This window comes from Bradyrhizobium zhengyangense (assembly GCF_022012555.1).
In the GTDB taxonomy this organism is placed as follows: Bacteria; Pseudomonadota; Alphaproteobacteria; order Rhizobiales; family Xanthobacteraceae; genus Bradyrhizobium; species Bradyrhizobium zhengyangense.
Map to the genome: position 1 here is coordinate 1,077,806 of NZ_JAKLTZ010000001.1, position 20,793 is coordinate 1,098,598.

Annotated in this window: 14 protein-coding genes and 1 pseudogene; 9 read left to right on the top strand and 6 right to left on the bottom strand. The window is 65.1% G+C overall.

Annotation, left to right across the window (positions count from 1 at the left end; genetic code table 11):
* The first annotated feature begins 140 nt into the window (after positions 1 to 140).
* From L6639_RS05040 to L6639_RS05050, 3 genes are read left to right on the top strand one after another with little or no spacing between them, the layout of a single operon-like run.
* A complete protein-coding gene (locus L6639_RS05040) occupies positions 141 to 1,682 on the top strand; it encodes a thymidine phosphorylase family protein (RefSeq protein WP_237859470.1) in 1,542 nt (513 codons plus the stop codon).
* Positions 1,679 to 2,611, top strand: coding sequence for a ribose-phosphate pyrophosphokinase (locus L6639_RS05045; RefSeq protein ID WP_237859310.1), 933 nt, complete (start codon positions 1,679 to 1,681; stop codon positions 2,609 to 2,611). The genes L6639_RS05040 and L6639_RS05045 overlap by 4 nt, the downstream gene beginning before the upstream one ends.
* A complete protein-coding gene (locus tag L6639_RS05050; RefSeq protein WP_237859312.1) occupies positions 2,608 to 4,203 on the top strand; it encodes an MBL fold metallo-hydrolase in 1,596 nt (531 codons plus the stop codon). The genes L6639_RS05045 and L6639_RS05050 overlap by 4 nt, the downstream gene beginning before the upstream one ends.
* Before the next feature lie 28 nt (positions 4,204 to 4,231).
* Here the strand turns inward: L6639_RS05050 and L6639_RS05055 are convergent, their stop codons facing one another.
* On the bottom strand, positions 4,232 to 6,760 hold the full coding sequence (locus L6639_RS05055; protein ID WP_237859314.1) for a cation-translocating P-type ATPase: 2,529 nt from the start codon (positions 6,758 to 6,760) through the stop codon (positions 4,232 to 4,234).
* A gap of 446 nt (positions 6,761 to 7,206) precedes the next feature.
* Here L6639_RS05055 and L6639_RS43225 point away from each other — a divergent pair, with 446 nt between their 5' ends.
* The 3 genes and pseudogenes from L6639_RS43225 to L6639_RS05070 all read left to right on the top strand — a co-directional run bounded on the left by L6639_RS43225 (position 7,207) and on the right by L6639_RS05070 (position 10,886).
* Positions 7,207 to 7,395, top strand: a complete 189-nt coding sequence (locus L6639_RS43225; RefSeq protein ID WP_333909316.1) for a hypothetical protein — start codon at positions 7,207 to 7,209, stop codon at positions 7,393 to 7,395.
* Between the two features lie 141 nt (positions 7,396 to 7,536).
* Positions 7,537 to 9,180: pseudogene (locus tag L6639_RS05065) on the top strand (thiamine pyrophosphate-requiring protein); the annotation flags it as partial.
* 17 nt (positions 9,181 to 9,197) lie between these two features.
* Positions 9,198 to 10,886: an alpha/beta hydrolase gene (locus L6639_RS05070; RefSeq protein ID WP_237859319.1), complete on the top strand. Its 1,689-nt coding sequence runs from the start codon at positions 9,198 to 9,200 to the stop codon at positions 10,884 to 10,886.
* A 5-nt stretch (positions 10,887 to 10,891) separates the two neighbouring features.
* Here the strand turns inward: L6639_RS05070 and L6639_RS05075 are convergent, their stop codons facing one another.
* Positions 10,892 to 12,481 carry an MDR family MFS transporter gene (locus L6639_RS05075; RefSeq protein WP_237859321.1) on the bottom strand — a complete coding sequence of 530 codons (1,590 nt, stop codon included), beginning with the start codon at positions 12,479 to 12,481 and terminating at the stop codon, positions 10,892 to 10,894.
* A 162-nt stretch (positions 12,482 to 12,643) separates the two neighbouring features.
* A complete protein-coding gene (locus tag L6639_RS05080; RefSeq protein WP_237859324.1) occupies positions 12,644 to 13,159 on the bottom strand; it encodes a YcgN family cysteine cluster protein in 516 nt (171 codons plus the stop codon).
* A 294-nt stretch (positions 13,160 to 13,453) separates the two neighbouring features.
* Here L6639_RS05080 and L6639_RS05085 point away from each other — a divergent pair, with 294 nt between their 5' ends.
* From L6639_RS05085 to L6639_RS05095, 3 genes are read left to right on the top strand one after another with little or no spacing between them, the layout of a single operon-like run.
* Entirely contained in the window at positions 13,454 to 15,745 is a 2,292-nt protein-coding gene (locus L6639_RS05085; RefSeq protein WP_237859326.1) for a transglycosylase domain-containing protein, read from the top strand.
* Positions 15,746 to 15,754: 9 nt separating this feature from the next.
* On the top strand, positions 15,755 to 16,333 hold the full coding sequence (locus L6639_RS05090) for a DUF1214 domain-containing protein (protein WP_237859327.1): 579 nt from the start codon (positions 15,755 to 15,757) through the stop codon (positions 16,331 to 16,333).
* Positions 16,330 to 16,914, top strand: a complete 585-nt coding sequence (locus tag L6639_RS05095) for a DUF1254 domain-containing protein (protein ID WP_237859329.1) — start codon at positions 16,330 to 16,332, stop codon at positions 16,912 to 16,914. The genes L6639_RS05090 and L6639_RS05095 overlap by 4 nt, the downstream gene beginning before the upstream one ends.
* A 284-nt stretch (positions 16,915 to 17,198) precedes the next feature.
* Here the strand turns inward: L6639_RS05095 and L6639_RS05100 are convergent, their stop codons facing one another.
* From L6639_RS05100 to L6639_RS05110, 3 genes are all read right to left on the bottom strand, one after another.
* Positions 17,199 to 18,179, bottom strand: a complete 981-nt coding sequence (locus L6639_RS05100) for an alpha/beta hydrolase (RefSeq protein WP_237859331.1) — start codon at positions 18,177 to 18,179, stop codon at positions 17,199 to 17,201.
* A 336-nt stretch (positions 18,180 to 18,515) separates the two neighbouring features.
* Complete coding sequence (locus L6639_RS05105; RefSeq protein WP_237859333.1) at positions 18,516 to 19,382, bottom strand: helix-turn-helix domain-containing protein; 867 nt, start codon at positions 19,380 to 19,382, stop codon at positions 18,516 to 18,518.
* Between the two features lie 157 nt (positions 19,383 to 19,539).
* On the bottom strand, positions 19,540 to 20,718 hold the full coding sequence (locus L6639_RS05110) for an MFS transporter (protein ID WP_237859334.1): 1,179 nt from the start codon (positions 20,716 to 20,718) through the stop codon (positions 19,540 to 19,542).
* Positions 20,719 to 20,793 lie beyond the last annotated feature (75 nt).

Below are 20,793 nucleotides of genomic sequence, written 5' to 3' on the forward strand. Positions count from 1 at the left end.
TCGCCATTGTTAGCCACCGGTCGCGCAAGGCGCGGCCCCGTTGGCTCGCAACGGGCAGCCGATCTCGCGGACCATGATCTGAGTCAAGCCCGTCGAGACGGCGGCAGCTAAGCATGACGGACCCAGCTTGCGGTCCGTTCATGAATCCCGATCTGTCACCCTCCCCGCTCAAAATACGCCGTGTCCATCTCGATACGGGCCGCGAGAACGTCGTCGTCATTTCCAGGCGATCTAAGGCGTTGCGTGCCGATATCTTTCGCGGCTTCAGCCGCGTCGAGCTTCGGCTGGACGACAAGGCGCTGCTCGCAACGCTGCTGATCACCGATGACGACGCATTGGCGGCCCAGGACGAAATCGGCCTTTCCGAGCCAGCGTTCCACCGCTTCGGCAAGCCGGTCGGCGCCCTGGTCACGGTCGCGCCGGCATCGCCACCAGAAAGCCTCGAGGCGGTGCGCGCGAAGATCCGCGGTCGAACACTGGACAAGGCGGAGATCAGCGCGATCATCAACGACCTCGCCCATTTTCGCTATTCCGACATGGAGATCGCCGCCTTCCTGATCGGCTCGGCGAGCTTCATCACCAGTGACGAACTGCTGGCCCTCACCGGCGCCATGGCCCAAGTCGGCACGCAGCTGGTGTGGCCGGACCCGATCGTGGTCGACAAGCATTGCATCGGCGGCATTCCCGGCAACCGCACCTCGATGGTCGTGGTGCCGATCGTCGCGGCCCACGGCCTGCCGATCCCGAAGACCTCCTCGCGCGCCATCACCTCGCCGGCGGGAACGGCCGACACGATGGAGGTGCTGGCGCGGGTGAATGTCGGCGTCGAGGAGATGAAGTCGATCGTCTCCTCCTGCAACGGATGCCTGATCTGGGGCGGGCACGTGAACCTGTCGCCGGCCGACGACGTGCTGATCTCGGTCGAGCGCCCGCTCAGCCTGGACACCCGCGAACAGATGGTCGCCTCCATCATGTCCAAGAAGATCGCGGCGGGATCGACACATCTGTTGATCGACATTCCGGTCGGGCCAACCGCGAAAGTCACCACCGCGATCGACGCGATGCGGCTGCGAAAGCTGTTCGAATTCGTCGGCGACCGGTTCGGCCGCTCGGTCGAGGTGATCACAACCGACGGCCGCCAGCCGATCGGCAACGGCATCGGGCCGGTGCTCGAAGCCAACGACGTGATGGCAGTGCTCGGCAACGAAGCCGATGCACCGCGCGATCTGCGCGAGAAATCGCTCCGCCTCGCCGCCCATCTGCTGGAATACGATCCGAAGCTGCGTGGCGGCGCCGGCTATGCACGTGCGCGCGAACTGCTGGAGAGCGGCGCCGCGCTGAAGCAGATGCAGAAGATCATCGACGCCCAGGGCCCCTCGAAATGCAGCACCGACCTCGGACCCATCAGCTTCGACGTCAAGGCGGCGCATGACGGCGTGGTGTCCGCGATCGACTGCCTGCGACTGAACCGCCTCGCCCGCACCGCGGGTGCGCCGCTCGACAAAGGGGCCGGCATCCGCCTGTTCAAGAAGATCGGCGACCGCGTCGAGCAGGGTGAGCCGCTCTATCGCGTCTACACGTTCGACGGGCCCGAGCATGATCTGGCCGCATCGGCCGCCCGGCAGGAGAGCGGCTACATCCTCAACGGTCATGAGGCGCTCCAAGGCAGGGCGCAGTCGTGAGCACGATCGCCCTTCAAGCCCTGCCCTCCGGCGCCAGCGCGGCAAAGCGGCTTGCGGCGCGGCTTGGCGTTGGGCTTGGGCTCGCCTGCGACGAAATCGCCCTGCACCGCTTTCCGGACAGCGAGCTGCGCGTCACGGTCGCGCCGGCAGCAGACACCACCATCCTTTTTGCCTCGCTCGATCAACCCAATGACAAGCTGATCGCCCTGCTGTTCGCCGCGGAGGCGCTGCGGCGCGATGGCGCCAGGCGGCTGGTACTGGTCGCGCCCTACCTCTGCTACATGCGGCAGGACATCGCGTTTCATCCCGGCGAAGCCATCAGCCAGCGCGCCATGGGCCGCCTGCTCGCAACGCTTGTGGACCGCGTCGTCACCGTGGACGCGCATTTGCATCGTACGCCCGACATCAGGTCCGTATTTCCCGATATCGAGGCGGAGAACCTGTCCGCCATGCCGGCGATCGCGGATGCCCTCGCCGCTGATGGCATCGATCCCGCGACGGTCCTGATCGGTCCCGACGCCGAGTCCGAGCCCTGGGTGAACGATCTCGCGGGCCGGCTGCGGCTGCAGCACACGGTGGCCCGCAAGACACGGCATGGCGATCGCTCCGTCGACATCGATTTCGCCGATCCGATGCTGCTCGCGGGGCGGCCGGCGCTGATGGTCGACGACATCGTGTCCTCGGGAGCGACCTTAGCGGTTGCAGCGCGGGCGCTGCGGGCGATGGGCGCAACGGCCATCGATGCGGTCGTGACGCACGCGCTGTTTCCGGCCGCAATGGTCACCGCATTCAACGACGCCGGCATCCGGTCGATCCGTTCGACCGACAGCGTGCCGCATCCAACCAATGCGATCGCGCTCGACGAGGTTCTCGCCGCCGCCTTGCGGTCCGAACTCGGCACGACACGTTCGCGGGAGACGACGAGATGAGCATCACCGTTCGCTTCTGCGGGGCTGCCCGCACCGTGACCGGCTCCAGCTATCTGTTCCAGACCGCCGCGGGCCGCTTCCTGGTCGATTGCGGCCTGTTCCAGGGACAGAAGACACTCAAGGAGCTCAATTACGGCGCATTCCCGTTCCGTCCTGCCGATATCCGGACGGTCCTGCTCACGCACGCCCATATCGACCACAGCGGCCTGCTGCCGAAGCTCGTGCGCGAAGGATTTGCGGGGCCGATCCTGGCGACGCGTGGCACGATCGACCTCTGCTCCTACATGCTGCCGGACGCCGGCAGCATCCAGGAGTCGGAAGTCGCGCAGCTGAACCGGCGCAACAAGGCCCGCGGTCGCAAGGAAGTCGAGCCGATCTACACACAGGCCGACGCGGTCGCATCGCTACAATCGTTTCGCGCGGTCGATTATGAACACTGGATCGACGTGATCCCGGGCGTCCGTGCGCGCTACTGGAATGCCGGCCATTTGCTCGGCTCCGCCTCGATCGAGCTCGAAATCGCCGAGCAAGGTTCGCCGCGCCCGCTTCGCGTGTTGCTTTCCGGCGATGTCGGGCCGGAGGCCAAGCTGCTGCAGCCCGATCCCGAAGCGCCTGCAGACCTCGACTATGTCATCGCCGAATCCACCTATGGCGACCGCTTGCGAGCCGCCACGACACCTGCGCTCCGCCGCCAGCATCTTGCCGCCGAGGTGCGCGAGGCCGCCGCGGGTGGAGGCGCACTGCTGATCCCGGCCTTCGCGGTCGAGCGCACCCAGGAGCTGATCGTCGACCTGGTCGACCTGATGGAGCACGGCGAGATTCCGACCGCGCCGATCTTCCTCGACTCGCCGCTGGCGATCCGGGCCACCGAAGTCTTCCGCCGGAACGCCGCGAGCCTCGACCCGAGCGTCGACGCCGACCGCCTGCTCAACTCGCCGCATCTCAAATTCACCGAGACCGCCGACGAGAGCAAGGCGATCATGCGGCTCAGCGGATTTCACATCATCATCGCGGCCAGCGGCATGTGCGATGCCGGACGCATCCGCCATCATCTGAAGCGCTGGCTCTGGAACGAGCGCGCGACCGTGCTGCTCGCCGGTTTCCAGGCCAGTGGCACGCTCGGCCGCTTTCTGCAGAACGGCGCGAAGGCCGTGCGCATCCAGGGCGAGGAAATCCGGGTCGCGGCACGGATCCGCATGATCGATGAATATTCGGGACATGCCGACGGCGCGGGCATGGCTGGCTGGATCGCGGCACGCCGCCCCATTTCCCGCGGGCTGTTCCTGGTCCACGGCGAGGAAAGCGCCATCGCGGGCCTGGCCGAGCGCGTCGGCGAACGCATCATTCCGGCGGCGAAGGTCTACCAGCCGATCCTGGACGACATCTATGAACTGGCCGCCCCCGAACCGCGCGTGATCGACGTCGATCATCGCCGGCGGCTCGCGCCCGAGGCCGTGACCCGGCTCGACTGGCACAACGAGATGTCGGAGCTCACGCTCGACATCAACGACAGGCTTGCAGCGGCCGCCGACGACCGCGCCCGCGGCGTCATCATCCGACGCCTCCGCCGCGCCCTGGACGAGAAGGCATAGCGTGCCCTGCGCATCCGGGCCACGCTGCTCAAGCCGCCCCTGAAGTCGGCGCGCGGCGACGCAACGGGTATTTCGACAGCTCCAGCAACACGAGGCAGACGAACGCGACCACGGCCGTGACGGCGAGATCATCCACATGCAGGGGACCAAAGCGGAACAGGTCCGCCGCACGCGGCCACACCAGGCTCAGGCCAAGCACCGACATCACAAACATGACGATGACGACGAGCGTGCGGTTCGGCCGGGTGAACGCTTCGACGAGCGAGGTCGAGAACGAGCGGTTGACGAAGATCAGGCTTACGATCACCAGCACTAGCGAGAAGAAGGTCAGCGCACGCACCTCGTTCGCCGGCATGCCGTAGCGGTTTGCCGTCACCATCACGCCGCCGGTGAGAACCAGAGCCAGGCCTCCCTGCAGCAGCGACCAGACCAGCAGCGACCTTGGCAATAACGGCTCGTCAGGCGAACGCGGCGGCCGCTGCATGACGTCCCACTCCTCGGTCTCGGCTTCGAAGACCAGTGAGCAGACGGGATCGATGATCATCTCGAGAAACGCGATGTGAACGGGGCCGAACAGCAGAGGCATCCCTGTGAGCAGCGGCAACAGCGCAAGTCCTGCGATCGGAATGTGGACCGCGAGGATGAAGCTCATCGCCTTGCGCAGATTGTCGTAGATCCGGCGGCCGAGCCGGATCGCCTTCACGATCGAGCCGAAATCGTCGTCGAGCAGAACGATCGAGGATGCTTCGCGCGCCACATCGGTGCCGCGACCGCCCATGGCGATGCCGATATGGGCAGCCTTCAGCGAGGGAGCATCATTGACGCCGTCGCCCGTCATGGCGACGATCTCGCCGGTGTCCTTGAGCGCATTGACGATGCGCAGTTTCTGGGCCGGCGCTATTCGCGCGAAGACGGCCCGTCCGCGCGCCGCGCGGGCGAGTTCGGCATCGGCCATGGCTTCGACATCCGCTCCTGTCACGACACGTTCCGGATCGAGGCCCGCCCGCATCGCAATCGCCGACGCGGTCGCGGGATAATCGCCTGTTATCATGACCACGTGGATGCCTGCGGAGCGGCATTCGGCAATGGCGTCCTTGACTTGCAGTCGCAGCGGATCGGCAAAGCCGATCAGGCCGCAAAAGCCAGAGGAAAAGCCGCGTTGCGTCTCTGGAAGATCGCCGCCCGCCCAACTCGCCCGCGCCACACCGAGCACACGGAGCCCTTCCTGCGCAAGCGCGTCGACGCGCGCCCGCAATTCAGCCAGCTCTTCCGCGCTCATTCCGCAAAGCATGCCGATCGTCTCGGGCGCGCCCTTCGCCGCAACGACGCATTCGTTGCCGCTGCCGCACCACACATTCGACATGGCGAGCAGGTCGGGACGCAAGCCATAGCTCTGTACGAGCCGCCGGCCCGCGCCGGCGTCAGAGGCCAGCAAATGCAACGCCTTCTCCATGGGATCGAACGGCTCCCGGACGCAGGCCAGCACGCCGGTCTCGATCAACGGATCGAACGCGGGCGCCGCGCGCACCGCGGTATCAGGCGTGTATTGCGCACCGTCGGGCAGTACCAGGCGTGCAACGGTCATGCGGTTTTCCGTAAGCGTGCCGGTCTTGTCCGTGCAGAGCACGGTCGCGGCGCCCAGCGATTCAATGGCCGAGGCGCGCCGCGTCAACACGCGCGCCTGGGAGATGCGCCATGCACCCATGGCGAGGAACACCGTCAGGACGACAGGGATTTCCTCCGGGAGCATCGACATGCCGAGCGCGATGCCGGCTAGCACGCCCTCCAGCCAGCCGCCGCGATAAAGCCCATACAGAAGCACGGTCAACCCGATCACGAAGGCGCTGGCGATGGCGAATGTCGCCACCAACCGCGTCGTCTGCTGTTGCAGGCGGGGCGCTTCCGCCGCCAGTGAATGCAGCGATTGTCCGATCTTGCCGATCTCGCTCAGGACGCCTGTCGAAGTCACTTCGGCCATCCCGCTGCCGCGAACCACCAGCGTGCCGGAGAACACGAATGGCTGGTCGTCGCCACCGGCATGCGGCGCTATCAATCCTTCGGGTGACGGCAAGGCCTGTTTTCTGACCGGAACCGATTCCCCCGTCAGCAGCGATTCATCCAGCAGGAGATCGATGGATCGAAGGACGGTGGCGTCAGCTGCCACGCGATCCCCCTCGGAGAGCACAATCAGGTCGCCGCGAGCGACCTCGCGACCGGGAATCCGGATGCGTTCGCCGCCACGGATCACCAGCGCGCGCGGGCTGGTCAGATCGCGCAACGAGTCGAGCACACGCTCGGTGCGCGCCTCCTGCACGATCGTGATGACGATCGAGATCGATGCGAATACAAGAAGCAGCAACGCCTCACCGAGATCACCCAGAACGAAATAGATCAGGCCGCCCGCCAGCAGCAACAGCAGCATGGGCTCGCGCAGCACCTCGATGACGAGGCGCAGGATCGTCCGCCGGCCCGTGCGTGGCAGCTCGTTGAAGCCTTCGGCCTTCAGCCGGGCCTGTGCTTCGGACGCGGTCAGCCCGAGCATCGCCGACGATCTCATGGAGGTTCCTGGGAGTCCCTGTACGATGAGGACGCATCATCTCGTCACCACCATCATCATGCCATGTTACAAGCAGCTGCCGGCTTGACGTGGGTCAAACGTTGCCGGCGACAAGGCGACATCCCGCTCGGCTTGCTCCCATTTCCGTCAAGTTTGACGAGCATGTCACTGCTGATATTGTTCCCGGCGCGGCTCGATGACCCCTGCCCGTCGCTCGTTGAACCAAGGCCATTTGAAAGATGCACACGAGACGCGCGTTGCTCCTGGCTTTCAGCCTCACCTTGATCGGCGCCTGGTCACAAGATAGCGCCAGAGGACAGAACTCGGCCACGCCGCCGGTTTCGTTGACTCCGCCCAGTGCCTCGTCGCCGCATGCCGGGACGAAGAATTCGCCGAGAACGTCCGCCAGCGTGCCGTCGACTCCGGCGACCAGCGGGCTTCCACAATTGCCGAGCCCTGCAGCCGCCGCCGACTACGACGGCTTCAGCGTCGGCACTGACGACCACGACGCACCAAGCCAGGTGACGCCGCCTGCGAGGTCACGCGCCGCAAACGGCCTCGACGCGCAGTCATTGGTCGATCAGGAAGACGAGGCGTTGAAGCGCAAGCTGACGATTTGCAAGAACTGCAAATAGGACGGTCGCCAAGCTTGGTAGCCCGGATGGAGGGCACTGCATGGCTGACCTACCGCGAACGTCCCCCGCCCGCGCTTTACCCTCCCGCAATTTCCTGATCCTCTCTGCCCAACAGCCGGAGCAACCGGCCAGCCTGAGGAGAGAGACGCCATGAGGCTCGGCACCGCGATTGCGGAAATCATGCGGCGCGAGGGGATCGAGGTCCTCTGCGGTTATCCCGTCAACCATCTGATCGAGCACGCGGCAAAGGCCGAGATCCGCCCCGTGATGGTGCGGCAGGAACGCGTCGGCGTGCACATGGCGGATGCGATCTCGCGCGTCACGTCGGGGCGTACGATCGGCGCGTTCTGCATGCAGCACGGGCCCGGCGCGGAGAACGCGATGGGCGGCGTCGCCCAGTGCTTTGGCGAATCCGTTCCCGTGCTGGTGCTGCCGATGGGCTATCCGCGCCGGCTTGCGCATATCGAGCCGAACTTCAACTCCAGCGAGGCGATGAAGCCGTTTGCGAAATCGTCCGAGCCGATCATCCTCGCCGCGGAAGTGACCAACATCTTTCGCCGCGCCTTCACCAAATTGAAGAACGGCCGCGGCGGTCCCGTGATCGTCGAGATCCCCTCCGACATGTGGAACGAGGAGGTGCCGGAGCCGCTGAACTACACGCCGGTGCTGCGCACCCGCTATGGCGCGGACCCCGTGCATGTGAGGGAAGCGGCCGCCCTGCTCGTCAATGCCAAGCGTCCGGTGATCTATGCCGGCCAGGGCGTGCACTACGCGCAGGCGTGGCCGCAATTAAAGCGGCTGGCGGAACGGCTGGCGATTCCTGTCACCACCAGCTTAGGGGGCAAATCGTCATTCCCCGAGACGCATCCGCTCTCGCTTGGCTCCGGTGGCCTCGCCGTGCCGCGCGCGGTGCCCAAATTCCTCGCCGAGGCCGACGTCATTTTCGGCGTCGGCTGCTCCTTCACCGAGACGAGCTTCGGCATCGCCATTCCGAAGGGCAAGACCATCATCCACTCCACGCTCGACCCGAACCACCTCAACAAGGATGTCGAAGCCAGGATCGGCCTCGTCGGCGATGCCGGCCTCGTGCTCGATGCATTGCTGGAGGAGATCGGCAAGACCGTCACTGCCGACCGCGATGCCTCTGCGGTCGCAGCCGAGATCGCGGCCTCGCATAAGGAGTGGCTGGCGAAATGGATGCCGAAACTCACCAGCAATGACGCGCCGCTCAGTCCCTATCGCGTGCTATGGGACTTGCAGCACACCGTCGACATCGACAACACCATCATCACCCATGATGCCGGCAGCCCGCGCGACCAGCTCTCGCCGTTCTGGAAGGCGGTGACGCCGCTCTCCTATCTCGGCTGGGGCAAGACGACTCAGCTCGGCTACGGCCTTGGCCTTGCGATGGGCGCTAAGCTGGCAAAGCCCGACAAGCTCTGCATCAATGTCTGGGGCGATGCGGCCATTGGTTTCACCGGCATGGATTTCGAGACGGCGGTGCGCGAACGCATCCCGATCATGTCGATCCTGCTCAACAATTTCTCGATGGCGATCGAGTTGAAGGTGATGCCGATCTCGACCGAGAAATACCGCTCGACCGACATTTCCGGCGACTACGCCGCGATGGCGCGCGCCTTCGGCGGCTATGGCGAGCGCGTGACGAGGCCTGATGATATCATCCCCGCGATCAAGCGCGGCATCCAGAAGACCAGGGAAGGCGTGCCCGTGCTGCTGGAGTTCATCACCAGCAAGGAAACCGAGGTGTCGCGGCCGGGGACGTGAGCCTGACAGAGACTTTGATGACTCTCGCGCGCTTCATTCGGCGGCAATTGCTTTCGCTGTCCGGCGTCGGCCTCATGCTGGGTGCGCTGTTCTTCGCGGCAGCGCTGACGCCGACGTTGATCCCGCGCAGCTATCTGACGCAAGGAGCGCTGGCTGGCGGCTGCTTTGCAATCGGCTATTTCGCCGGCGTGCTGTGGCGGCGGCTGTGGCACTATCTCGAGCTGCCCGGGCCGTCGGCGCGTGCAAGATCCCTCGCGAATGCGCTTGTCGCCGCCAGCTGCCTGCTCGTCGTCCTCGCGGCGCTCTGGCGCACGACCGCATGGCAGAATGCAATCCGTGACGTGATGAAGATGGCGCCGGTCGAGACGGCCCATCCGCTCAAGGTCTCCATCATCGCCCTGGTCACGTTCGTGGTGCTGCTGGTGCTTGGGCGATTGTTCGCACTTCTGGCCCACATCCTCGCTGTCGGCACACGGCGCGCCATTCCGCGCAAGCTCGCCAACGTCATCGGCGTCATCGTCGCAGGTCTGCTGTTCTGGTCGATCGCGAGCAACGTCCTGATCCGCACCGCCTTCAACGCACTCGATTCTTCCTTCCGCGAGCTCGACGTTCTGTTCGAACCCGAGCGCCCGCAGCCGACCGCGGCCGACAAGACAGGCGGTCCGGCATCCCTGGTGAAGTGGACGGAGCTCGGGCGCATGGGACGCCGGTTCGTTGCCTCAGGCCCGACCGCTGCCGAGATCAGCGCTGTCACGGAACGCCCCGCGCTGGAGCCCGTGCGCGTCTATGTGGGCCTTGCGGCCCGCGACACGGCGCAGGCTCGCGCCAGGCTTGCGCTCGACGAGCTCAAGCGCCAGCACGGTTTTGAACGCAAGGTCCTGATCGTCATCACGCCGACTGGCACGGGCTGGATCGATCCGGCCGCGATGGATACGGTCGAATATCTCCACCATGGCGATGTCGCCAGCGTCGCGATGCAGTACTCCTATCTCAACAGTCCGCTGTCGCTGTTGTTTCAGCCCGAATACGGCGCAGAAGCTGCGCGTGCCCTGTTCGCCGAAATCTACGGCTACTGGACGACGCTGCCGAAGGAGCGGCGGCCGAAGCTGTATCTGCATGGGCTTAGCCTCGGCGCCATGAACTCGGAGAAGTCAGCAGAGCTGTTCGAGACGATCGGCGATCCCATTGCGGGCGCGATGTGGAGCGGTGCGCCGTTCGAGAGCCGCATCTGGCGCTCGATCACCGACAACCGAAATCCGGGCTCGCCGGCCTGGCTGCCGCAATTCCGCGACAGTCGCTTCGTGCGCTTCATGAACCAGAATGGGCCGACGGTGCCGCCGGATACGCCCTGGGGACCGATGCGGGTCGTCTATCTGCAATATGCCAGCGACGCGATCACGTTCTTCGCCTACCGCGATGCCTATCGGGCCCCAGCCTGGATGAACCCGCCGCGCGGGCCCGACGTGTCACCGGAGCTGCGATGGTATCCAATCGTCACCATGCTGCAACTCGCGCTCGACATGGCGGTCGCAACCCACACGCCGATGGGCTTTGGCCATGTCTACGCGCCCGAGCATTATGTGGATGCCTGGGTCGCGGTCACCGATGTCAACGATTGGTCGGCTGAAGCGCTGGCGAAGCTCAAGAGCTATCTTGCTGCCAGAGCACGACAGGCACCCGGCGACGATCCCGATCGCGGCGGATAGAGCGCCTACTCCGCCATCTCGACCGGTTGCGCCTTGGAGGGACCTGCCAGCGGCCGCTCCTCCATCATGATCAGGCAGAGCGAGGCTGTCGTCATCAGCGCGGTCGCCGCCGCGAAGACATAGCGGAACGCGTGACGCATGTCCTCGGCCGGGATCGCCGGAATGCTGCCTGCGGCGTGATGCTCGCCGGCCAGCGGAATGTCTGCGCCGAGCGCGATCAGCAGGATGGCGGCGAATGCTGCGACCGTGAACGAGGACATCAGCGAGCGGAAGAAATTCATCGCGCCGGTGATGGTGCCGACCAGCGGACGGGCGACGGAGTTCTGCAGTGAGACCACGCAGACCGGAAACGTCGTGCCGAGGCCGAGCGCGAACGCGGCCATCAGCGTCAGGAGGCCCCACAGCGGCAGCGTGGTGACCGTGAGACCCAGCGCGCACAGCGCGGCCCAGGACGTGCCGATGATGGCGACCCGCTTGTAGTGCTTGGCGCGCGCCATGGTGCGACCGGCGACAGCCGCTCCTATGGTCGAGACCGCTGCGAGCGGGATCAGCGCAAGGCCCGCCTCGCTGGCGCTGAGGTGATAGACCGACTCGTAATAGAGCGGCAGCTGCACGGTGAGGCCGGTGATGGCGCCGAGGCCGCAGCCGCCCGCGGTCAGCGCAAAGGGCGCGACCGATCCGCCAAGCAACGGCAACGGCAGGAACGGCTCGTCGGCGCGGCGCGCGTGCCAGACGAATGTGAACGCGAGCGCGACGGCGCCGCCCACCATCGCCAGCACCGTTGGCGAAAGCCAGGGATAGCGCGTGCCGCCCCAGGTCAGCACCAGCATGAAGACGACGGCGGAGGCCATCAACAGCACGCCGCCGAGCCAGTCGACCTTGCGCTTGCGGTGGAACACCGGGATCTTCTTCATCTTCGGCAGCAGCAGCGCCAGCGCTGCGGCTGCGAGCGGCAGGTTGATCCAGAAGATCATCGACCAGTGCAGATGCTCGGCGAACACACCGCCGATGACAGGGCCGAGGATGCCGCCGACCATCCAGACACTGGAGAAATAGGCTTGATATTGCCCGCGCTCGCGCGGAGAGACGACGTCGGAGATCACGGTCTGCACGACGGGCATGATGCCGCCGCCACCAAGCCCCTGCAGGCCGCGCGCGAGAATCAGCATCGGCATGCTCGGCGCGATCGCGCACAGGATCGAACCGGCGATGAACAGGCTCAGCGAGACGATGATCATGGCCTTGCGGCCGTAGATGTCACTCAGCGTGCCGAAAACCGGGGCGACCGCAGTCGAGGCGAGCAGATAGGCGGTGATCACCCAAGACAGGTTAGAGACGTCCTGGAACTGGCGGCCGATGGTCGGCAGCGCGGTGGCGACGATGGTCTGGTCGAGAGCGGCCAGGAACATCGTCAGCATCAGGCTGATGACGATGGTGCGGACCTCATCCGAGGTCAGCGCTGCCGGCGGCGAGATCGGGGGCGCGTCGCCGACGCTGATGACCTCGCCCGGAAGACGGGTCAGTTCCTCGGCGATATCGTCGGGCAATGTCTGAATATCGGCAGCTTGCTTGCTCTGCCGTGTGAACTGGTTCATCTCGGACTGTCAGATCGGGCGTGTTGCGGCGCAAAGCCGCGAAGGATTCGTTCTATCCTACCAATCTAAACAGCAACCTTCTTCTCAGGCAGGCACCACGGCGCATGGGTGCATCCCGCACCATGGTCATCCCGATGATGTGATGAGAAGAGGGCCGGCCGATCAGTCCTTGGGACGTCGCTTCAGGCGTGCCCGCTTCGGCACCTGCCCCGGCCATTGCACCAAATAGTGCTCGAGCTCGGTGTCCGGGATCTCGTCCTCGGTGCCGGCGACCCGGCCACGCACGGAGACGCCAGCCTCGTGCACCGTATTGGGATCGCCCGATATCAGCGGGTGCCACCAGTAGAGATCGCGGCCTTGCGCGACCAGCCTGTAGCCGCAGCTCGGCGGCAGCCAGGACAGGGTGCGGACCTTTTCTGGCGTCATGACAACACAGTCCGGCACGAAGTCGAAGCGATTCGCGTAGTCCTTGCAGCCGGCCGTGCAGGAATCGAGCATCTTGCAGCTGACATCGGTGAAGTAGATCTCGCCGGTATCCTCGTCTTCGAGCTTGTTCAGGCAGCAGCGGCCGCAACCGTCGCACAGGCTCTCCCATTCGGCCGTCGACATGTCCTCCATCTTCTTGGTTTTCCAAAAGAATCCATCCTGGTCCGAAGGTGGTTTGCGTGCTGCGGTCATGCGGCTGATACTGATCCAAAGAGCTAGGGCCAGCGCCATCTAGGGCGCGCGGCCGTCAGACTGCAAGGAACACCCCTGCGAGGCCCGTATTGAACCGGGGTTCAATTAGGCCTGTTGTTCAAAATTGCGAGCCTGGCCATTGGTTTATAGGCCCCGCTCGGCTAGAAGAACAGCAAGTCCCCTCTGGTGCGCGGAACGGGCGCCTTGGGTTTGCCGCAACAATCCCGCAAGACGTCTCGATGCCGCCCCGGCCGGGTGCTTGAACGCTTTCGAACCGAGCCTCAAGGGTTCTAGGTGGTCCAGAACACACCATCCAACTGGAAGAGTCGTATCAGGAACTTCTTCCTCGACCTCGATGCACGCATCGACTCCTCGCTGTTCTCCTCGGCGAAGGGCATCCGCGAGCTCTACGAGCGCTACTCGACCTTCATGGACCGCTTCTATGTCGGGCGTTGGAAGCGCTGGGTGTTCATCGAGCCGCTGTCGGAAGCCGCGACCATCGGCCTCGGCGGCATGGTGCTGATGCTGATCCTCGCCATCCCCGCCTTCCGCGAAACCGCGGACGAGGACTGGCTGAAGAAGTCCGACCTCGCGGTGACGTTCCTTGACCGCTACGGCAACCCGATCGGCAGCCGCGGCATCAAGCACAACGACTCGATCCCGCTGGAAGATTTTCCTGACGTGCTGATCAAGGCGACGCTGGCGACCGAAGACCGCCGCTTCTACGAGCATTTCGGCATCGACATCGCCGGCACCGCCCGCGCGCTCGTCACCAACGCGCAAGCCGGCGGCGTTCGCCAGGGCGGCTCCTCGATCACGCAGCAGCTCGCCAAGAACCTGTTCCTGAGCAACGAGCGCACCATCGAGCGCAAGATCAACGAGGCATTCCTCGCGGTCTGGCTGGAATGGCGCCTGACCAAGAACGAGATCCTCAAGCTCTATCTCGACCGCGCCTATATGGGCGGCGGCACGTTCGGCGTCGACGGCGCGGCGCATTTCTACTTCAACAAGTCGGCGCGCGACGTGACGCTTGCCGAGGCGGCGATGCTCGCGGGCCTGTTCAAGGCGCCGACGAAATACGCACCCCACATCAACCTGCCTGCCGCGCGTGCCCGCGCCAACGTCGTGCTCGACAATCTCGTCGATGCCGGCTTCATGACCGAGGGCCAGGTGTTCGGCGCCCGCCGCAACCCGGCCTTCGCCGTCGATCGCCGCGACGAGGCTTCGCCGAACTATTATCTCGACTACGCCTTCGACGAGATGCGCAAGCTGGTCGACACCTTCCCGAAATCCTACACCGAGCGCGTCTTCGTCGTTCGCCTCGCGATCGATACCAACGTGCAGAAGGCTGCCGAAGACGCGATAGAGAACCAGCTGCGCCAGTTCGGCCGCGACTATCACGCGACGCAGGCCGCGACCGTCGTCTCCGATCTCGACGGCGGCATCCGCGCCATGGTCGGCGGCCGCGATTACGGCGCGAGCCAGTTCAACCGCGCCACCGACGCCTATCGCCAGCCCGGCTCCTCGTTCAAGCCTTACGTCTACACCACTGCGCTGTTGAACGGCTTCACGCCGAACTCGATCGTGGTCGACGGGCCGGTCTGCATCGGCAATTGGTGTCCGCAGAACTATGGCCATTCCTATTCCGGCGCGGTGACGCTGACCCAGGCGATCACGCGCTCGATCAACGTCGTGCCGGTGAAGCTCTCGATCGCGATCGGCCAGAAGGAGCAGCCGAAGGCGCCGAACCCCGCCAAGCTCGGCCGCGCCAAGATCGTCGAGGTCGCGCGCCGCTTCGGCATCAAGGCTCCCTTGCCCGACACGCCGTCGCTGCCAATCGGTTCGGACGAAGTCACCGTGCTCGAGCACGCCGTCGCCTATGCGACCTTCCCGAACCGCGGCAAGGCCGTGACGCCGCATTCGGTACTGGAAGTGCGCACCGGTGCTGGCGATCTGGTCTGGCGCTGGGACCGCGACGGCCCGAAGCCGCGCCAGGCCATTCCTGCGAATATCGCCGCCGACATGGCCGGCATGATGAGCCACGTCGTCAGCGAAGGCACCGCGCGCCGCGCCGCCCTCGACGGCATTCCGACCGCGGGCAAGACCGGCACGACGAACGCGTATCGCGACGCCTGGTTCGTCGGCTACACCGGCAATTTCACCTGCGCAGTCTGGTACGGCAATGACGACTACTCGCCAACCAACCGCATGACCGGCGGCTCGCTGCCGGCGCAGACCTGGCACGACATCATGGTCGCGGCGCATCAGGGCGTCGAGGTCCGGGAGATCCCCGGCGTCGGCATGGGCCAGAAGCTGCCGCGCGAGCCGCTCGCGAACGCGCAGGCGAATGCAGGACCGAAGGTGCTCGAGACCAAGCCCGGTCCGCCGCCGGTGCTGACCAAGCGCGGCGCCGACATCCTGGTGCGCGTCGAGAAGCTGCTCGACGACGCGGCCAAGACCGCGACCAAATCGACTGATAACAACAGCCAGCCGGCCAAGCCGGCGTCGTCGACGAGCGCGCTCGCCTTCCCGCAGAATTATGCGGCGGAGGAGAACGCGAACGCATCCACCCCGCGCAAGAACTGATCTGATCCCGTGCGGCTGCTCCTGATCACATTGACGGCCCTGCTGCTCGCGACCGTGGTCGGCGTCGGCGCCACCTGGATGACGACGACGCGCGGCACCGAGATCGGCGCGCTGACCATCGGCGCCTGGACCGCGCGCCCGCGCACCGGCACCGCCGACGTCGATCCCTATTCGCGCGCCACCATCGTGCGCAACGGCGAGCTGCCGATCGGCACCGGCGACGGCGTCGCCTTCACCGCAACGACCGACGACAAGAAGAAGGCGCTCGACGGCCGCTGCGACGTCGTCGTGTCAGGCGTGACCCCGCCGGCGCGGTTCTGGACGCTGACGTTGTACGACCGCAAGGGCCACCTCGTCGCCAATTCGTTGCAGCGCTACGGCTTCACCAGCCAGGAGATCCTGCGCCAGTCCGACGGCTCGTTCGAGATCCACATCGCCGCGCGCTCGCGCGCCGGCAACTGGCTGCCGACCGGCGGCATCGAGCGCTATGCGCTAATGTTCCGCCTCTATGACACGCCCGTGGGCGTGGCGACGCGCACAAAGCGCGACGCGCCGATGCCCAGCATCTCCACGGTGGGCTGCTCATGATCCGCCTGGTGTTCACGATTGTTGCCGGTGTGGTGCTGGGCCTCGTGGTCCACCTCGTCAGCGTGCTGGCCTTGCCGCGCATTGCAACGCAAGATGCCTATTCGCGGCTGACGCCGATGACCAAGCTCAACGGCGTGACGCAGCTGCCGCTGGCCGATCCCAACACCTCGCCGATGCCGTTCATGGACCCGGCCTTCGCGCTCGCGATCTGCCGCTATGATCTTTCGGGCGGGCCGATCAAGCTCACCGTGCCGGTGAGCCAGGCCTATACGTCGGTGTCGTTCTACACCCGTAACGAGATCGCCTATTACGCCATCAACGACCGCTCGGCCGGCAAGAAGGTGATCGAGCTCGACCTGATGACGGAAGCGCAGCACAACGCGCTGCCCGAGGACGAAGAGATCACCGCGGCCGACCGCCTGATCATCGACTCCCCCAGCACGACGGGCCTGATCGTGATGAAGGCGCTCGCCGCCGAGCCCGGCCTGATGCCGCAGGCGCAAGGCTCGCTTGCCGCCGCGACCTGCGCGCCGCAGACCGAAGCGCCCGCCAAGGCCGAGACGCCGCGCGGCCGACGCTAAAGCGCGGGCGTTGAGGCGCCTCAAAGCAAAGCGCGCGAAAACAACCCCATGCACAGTAGCGGGGGCATTGAAGCCACTGGCAATTTCGACGTCGCGCCGAAGCAGGCGCTTGCAGGGTCGCCGCATCGGCCCGCCCGCCGCATTTTTCCGCTTTGACACGTCGGGCAAAACACTGGCAGAATGGCATCGTCGAAAGATCGTCGCACCCGCGCGGAGAAATCCGTCGCGGGTGTTTTCATGTCGGAGTTCAGATGATCGCGACCGCTTACAGCGACGGTGGCCGGTCAGCGTGCGAGATGGCTACGGATACCGTCGACCGTCTGGCGGATCGCGGCTTCCGTCGAGGGAAGTTTGCGCAGCGCGTTGAGCAGGACGAAGTCGTGAATTGTGCCGTTGTAGCGTACGGCATCGACGCTCACTCCCGCCTCCTTGAGCTTACGCGCATAAGCCTCACCTTCGTCGCGAAGCGGGTCGTTCTCGGCGGTGATGACGAGTGCCGGAGGTAGATCTTTCAGATGATCGAGGCTGGCGCGCAGCGGCGAGACGTAGGGATTGTCGCGGGTCTTGGCGTCCCCCGCGTAGCGATCCCAGCCATATTTCATGAAGTCGCGAGCAAGGAAGCGATCCCTGTCATAGGCGAGATACGATTGGCTATCGACGCTGGCGTCGGTCGCCGGAATGAGCAGCACCTGATAGCTGATCTTCGGCCCCTTGCGGTCCTTGGCCATCAGGGTCAGCGCCGCGGTCATGTTGCCGCCGACTGAATTGCCGGCGACTGCGATCCTGTCGCCATCGGCGCCGAACTCCCCGGCGTGCCCGGCTACCCATTGCAGGGCGGCATAGATCTCGTCTAGCTGGGTCGGGTAAACCGCGGCCGGCAACGACGTGTATTCGACGAACACGCCCACCTGCCCCGATCCGACCACGAGGTCGCGCAACAGCCGCTTGTGATTGTCGAAATTGCCGGCGATCCAGACGCCCCCATGGATAAAGAGCAGCACGCCTGGCTTGCCGGTGATATGCTCGGGCTTCATGACATAGAGCTTCACATGTCGACCAGCCTCGGTGATGGTTCGCTCGGTCGTGGCGACCCCGGACATGTCGACCGGCGTCTGGTCCTGCAGCCCGCTCAGGATGTCCTGCGGCTTGGGCTGGGGCAGTTCCCAGAAGGGTGTAGCGTCCTTGTTGATCTGCACGAGGAACGCCCTGACCTGCGGATCGATGGCAGGATCTGTTGCGACATCGGTCGCGGCACGCGCGGTCATGGCTGTTGCTCCCAGTAGCAAAGTTGATAGTAGCGTCGTTATGCGCATCGGTTTCCGCTCGAACGTTCGGAGAGGTGGTCGCCCCAAACTATTCGAGTAGCGCGCGCGGAGGCTTTTGCATTTCGTCCGTCTTATTGAAAAAGGCGCACCTTTTGCGCGGTCCTGCGCTGCAGGCGTGCACTGCCTGCAAGCGCCAACTCGGGAAGAGGCCAGGCAAAGACGAATGAAATCGAGAGACGCCGGTCGGCCCAGCTAATGCCCGCAATTGCGGATGCGCGCCCTGGCGCTCGCCATCATCGCGCTCGGCAAAGGGCTAGAGCCGAAAACGGCAGGCAGTCATTTCGCGTATTCGAGCCGCCAGGCGCCGGGCGAGGCGCCAACGGCTCTTCTGAAGGTCGCGGTAAAATGGCTTTGGTCGGCAAAGCCACATGCGAGCGCGATGCTGGCGAGGCTCATTTTCCCGTCGATCAGATGGCGCTTGGCCGCTTCAACGCGCTGCAAGATCAGGTATTGATGCGGCGGCAAGCCGGTCGACTGTTTGAAGGCGCGGGCAAAATGCTTGGCCGTGAGTCCAGTCAACTCGGCCAGATCGTCCAAGCAAATGTCGTTCGCGAGATGTTCGGCAATGAAGTCGCGGGTCTCCTGCAATTGGCGCGGAGACAATCCGCCCATCCGAGACGTAGCGCGTCCATGCGGCCAATGATGTAACCGTATCAGCCAGTCGACCAACAGGAGCGCGCGGCCTTCCATCTCGAGCGATGTGGCGGGAATGCGCGAGTCGAATGCCCGCCGGAGATACTCGAAGGTCAAAGCATGCAGTTTCTTCTCCGGCACGAACGACAGGTCGTCGCGAAGGCGTGCGACGAGCGCCGGAACATTTTCTGCTTCGGAAGCCCTGCCAAGCAGAGCATCCGGCAAGAACACTTGTCCGAACTTGATGCTTCCGTGAGCCAGATAGCGCGTCCGGGCGCCTTTGGGCTGAAGGGTGAAATCGCGGCCGGGCCCACTGGTCCGGACGACCCTGCGATTGTGATCTTCGACGGCCGCGCCGTGGAGACGCAGCCCGATCACCGTCTCGGGGGTGGTCGTCCAGGTCGATTCCTCGATGCCGGTGGAGCAATTGTGCAGAAGCGCCGGCGCCAGCCATCGTTCTCGCGCGCCCTTGACTTGAACGATTCCAACGCTGCTGCCCGCAAACGCCAAAATGTGCGGGTTGGCTTCGTCGGACGCTTCCGTCGGGACTTCACTCTTCTGGTCTTGCGCCATGAGCAAACTTCGGGCTTTTGCGTCGATAGAACGACTTTAGTCGAAGTGTCCGCCTGAATGCCTGACGAAGCCGTGAACGAGCGCGTACTCGCGCTCACGATATCTGGCGCTTCGGCGGAGCCGTTCGCGCCCAGGCCAGCGCGAGCGGTCCCACCGCAATCCCGGCTGCAAGCACGATGAAGACCAGCAGCCAGCCCCGCGCACTCTGCGGTCCGCCTGCTGCGTCGAGCGCCGCGCCTGTCCCCCAGGCGCCGAGGGCAGAGAGTCCGAAGCCGACGGTGGAATGCAGGGCCAGCGTGGCGCCACGATGCTCGGAAATGGCCGCAGCGGACATGCCGGCCGTTAGCGCGCCGGAGTCGGCCGGCACCGTCAGGCCATAGATCATCAGCAGCAACGCAAGCACCCATGCGGGCGCGGTCGCGTTGAAACCGATGACGATCGCGACACAGGCCGACGCGAGCATCACCACCGTGATGGCGCGATGTCGTCCGAATTTCAATGCGGCCTCGTTGCCGAGGATGCTGGCGGGCATCGAGATCACCGCGAAGCAGAAGCTCATCAGCACGGGCGTCAACCACGAGGGCGCGCTTTGATGCGCAACGACGAAGGTCCAGAAGCCGACCAGCCAGGTGCGGATGCCGTAGAGCTCGAAGCAATGCGCGCCATAGCCGAAGATGTATCCGAGCGCCTCGCGGTTGGCGAAGACGGGGACGAAGTTGAGCAATCGTCCTGCCTTCGGGACAGGGCGCTGCTCCCGCATCAGAAGGCACGCCACAACCATCGCGATGGGACCGAAGCCGGTCACGACGAAAGCAGTCCGCCATCCCCAACGATCGGCGGCGACTTGCGCCACCAGGAACGACAGGCCGACGCCAACCGAAAAGCTCGACGTGTACAATGTGACGGCCCGCGAGCTGTCGCCGGCTGGCAGCCGGTCCGTCAACGCCTTCAATCCCGGCATGTAGGCGCCGGCAAATCCGAGGCCCGCAATGCACCAGATCGCAGTCGCCGACCAGAACCCTTGCGCGAAGATACCAAAGGCCACGGTCGCAAGTCCGCTGACGACCGAGCCCCAGAGCAGCACAAGCCGCGCATCGATGCGATCGGTCAGCGTCGTCAGCAAGGGCACCGCGAGCATGTAGCCGAACGCGTAACCGCTCGCCATCAACCCGCCCTCCGCTGCGGAGAGGTCCCATGCGGGCATCAGATGCTGCGCGAGATTTGCCGACAGCGTGACATGCGGCAACAGATTGCCGACCTGTCCAATGCACATCACCGCGATGAGAGACCGACCGCTCAGACTACGAATAGCTTCCCCCCTCTTACGACCAAAACGACGGCGCCCGAG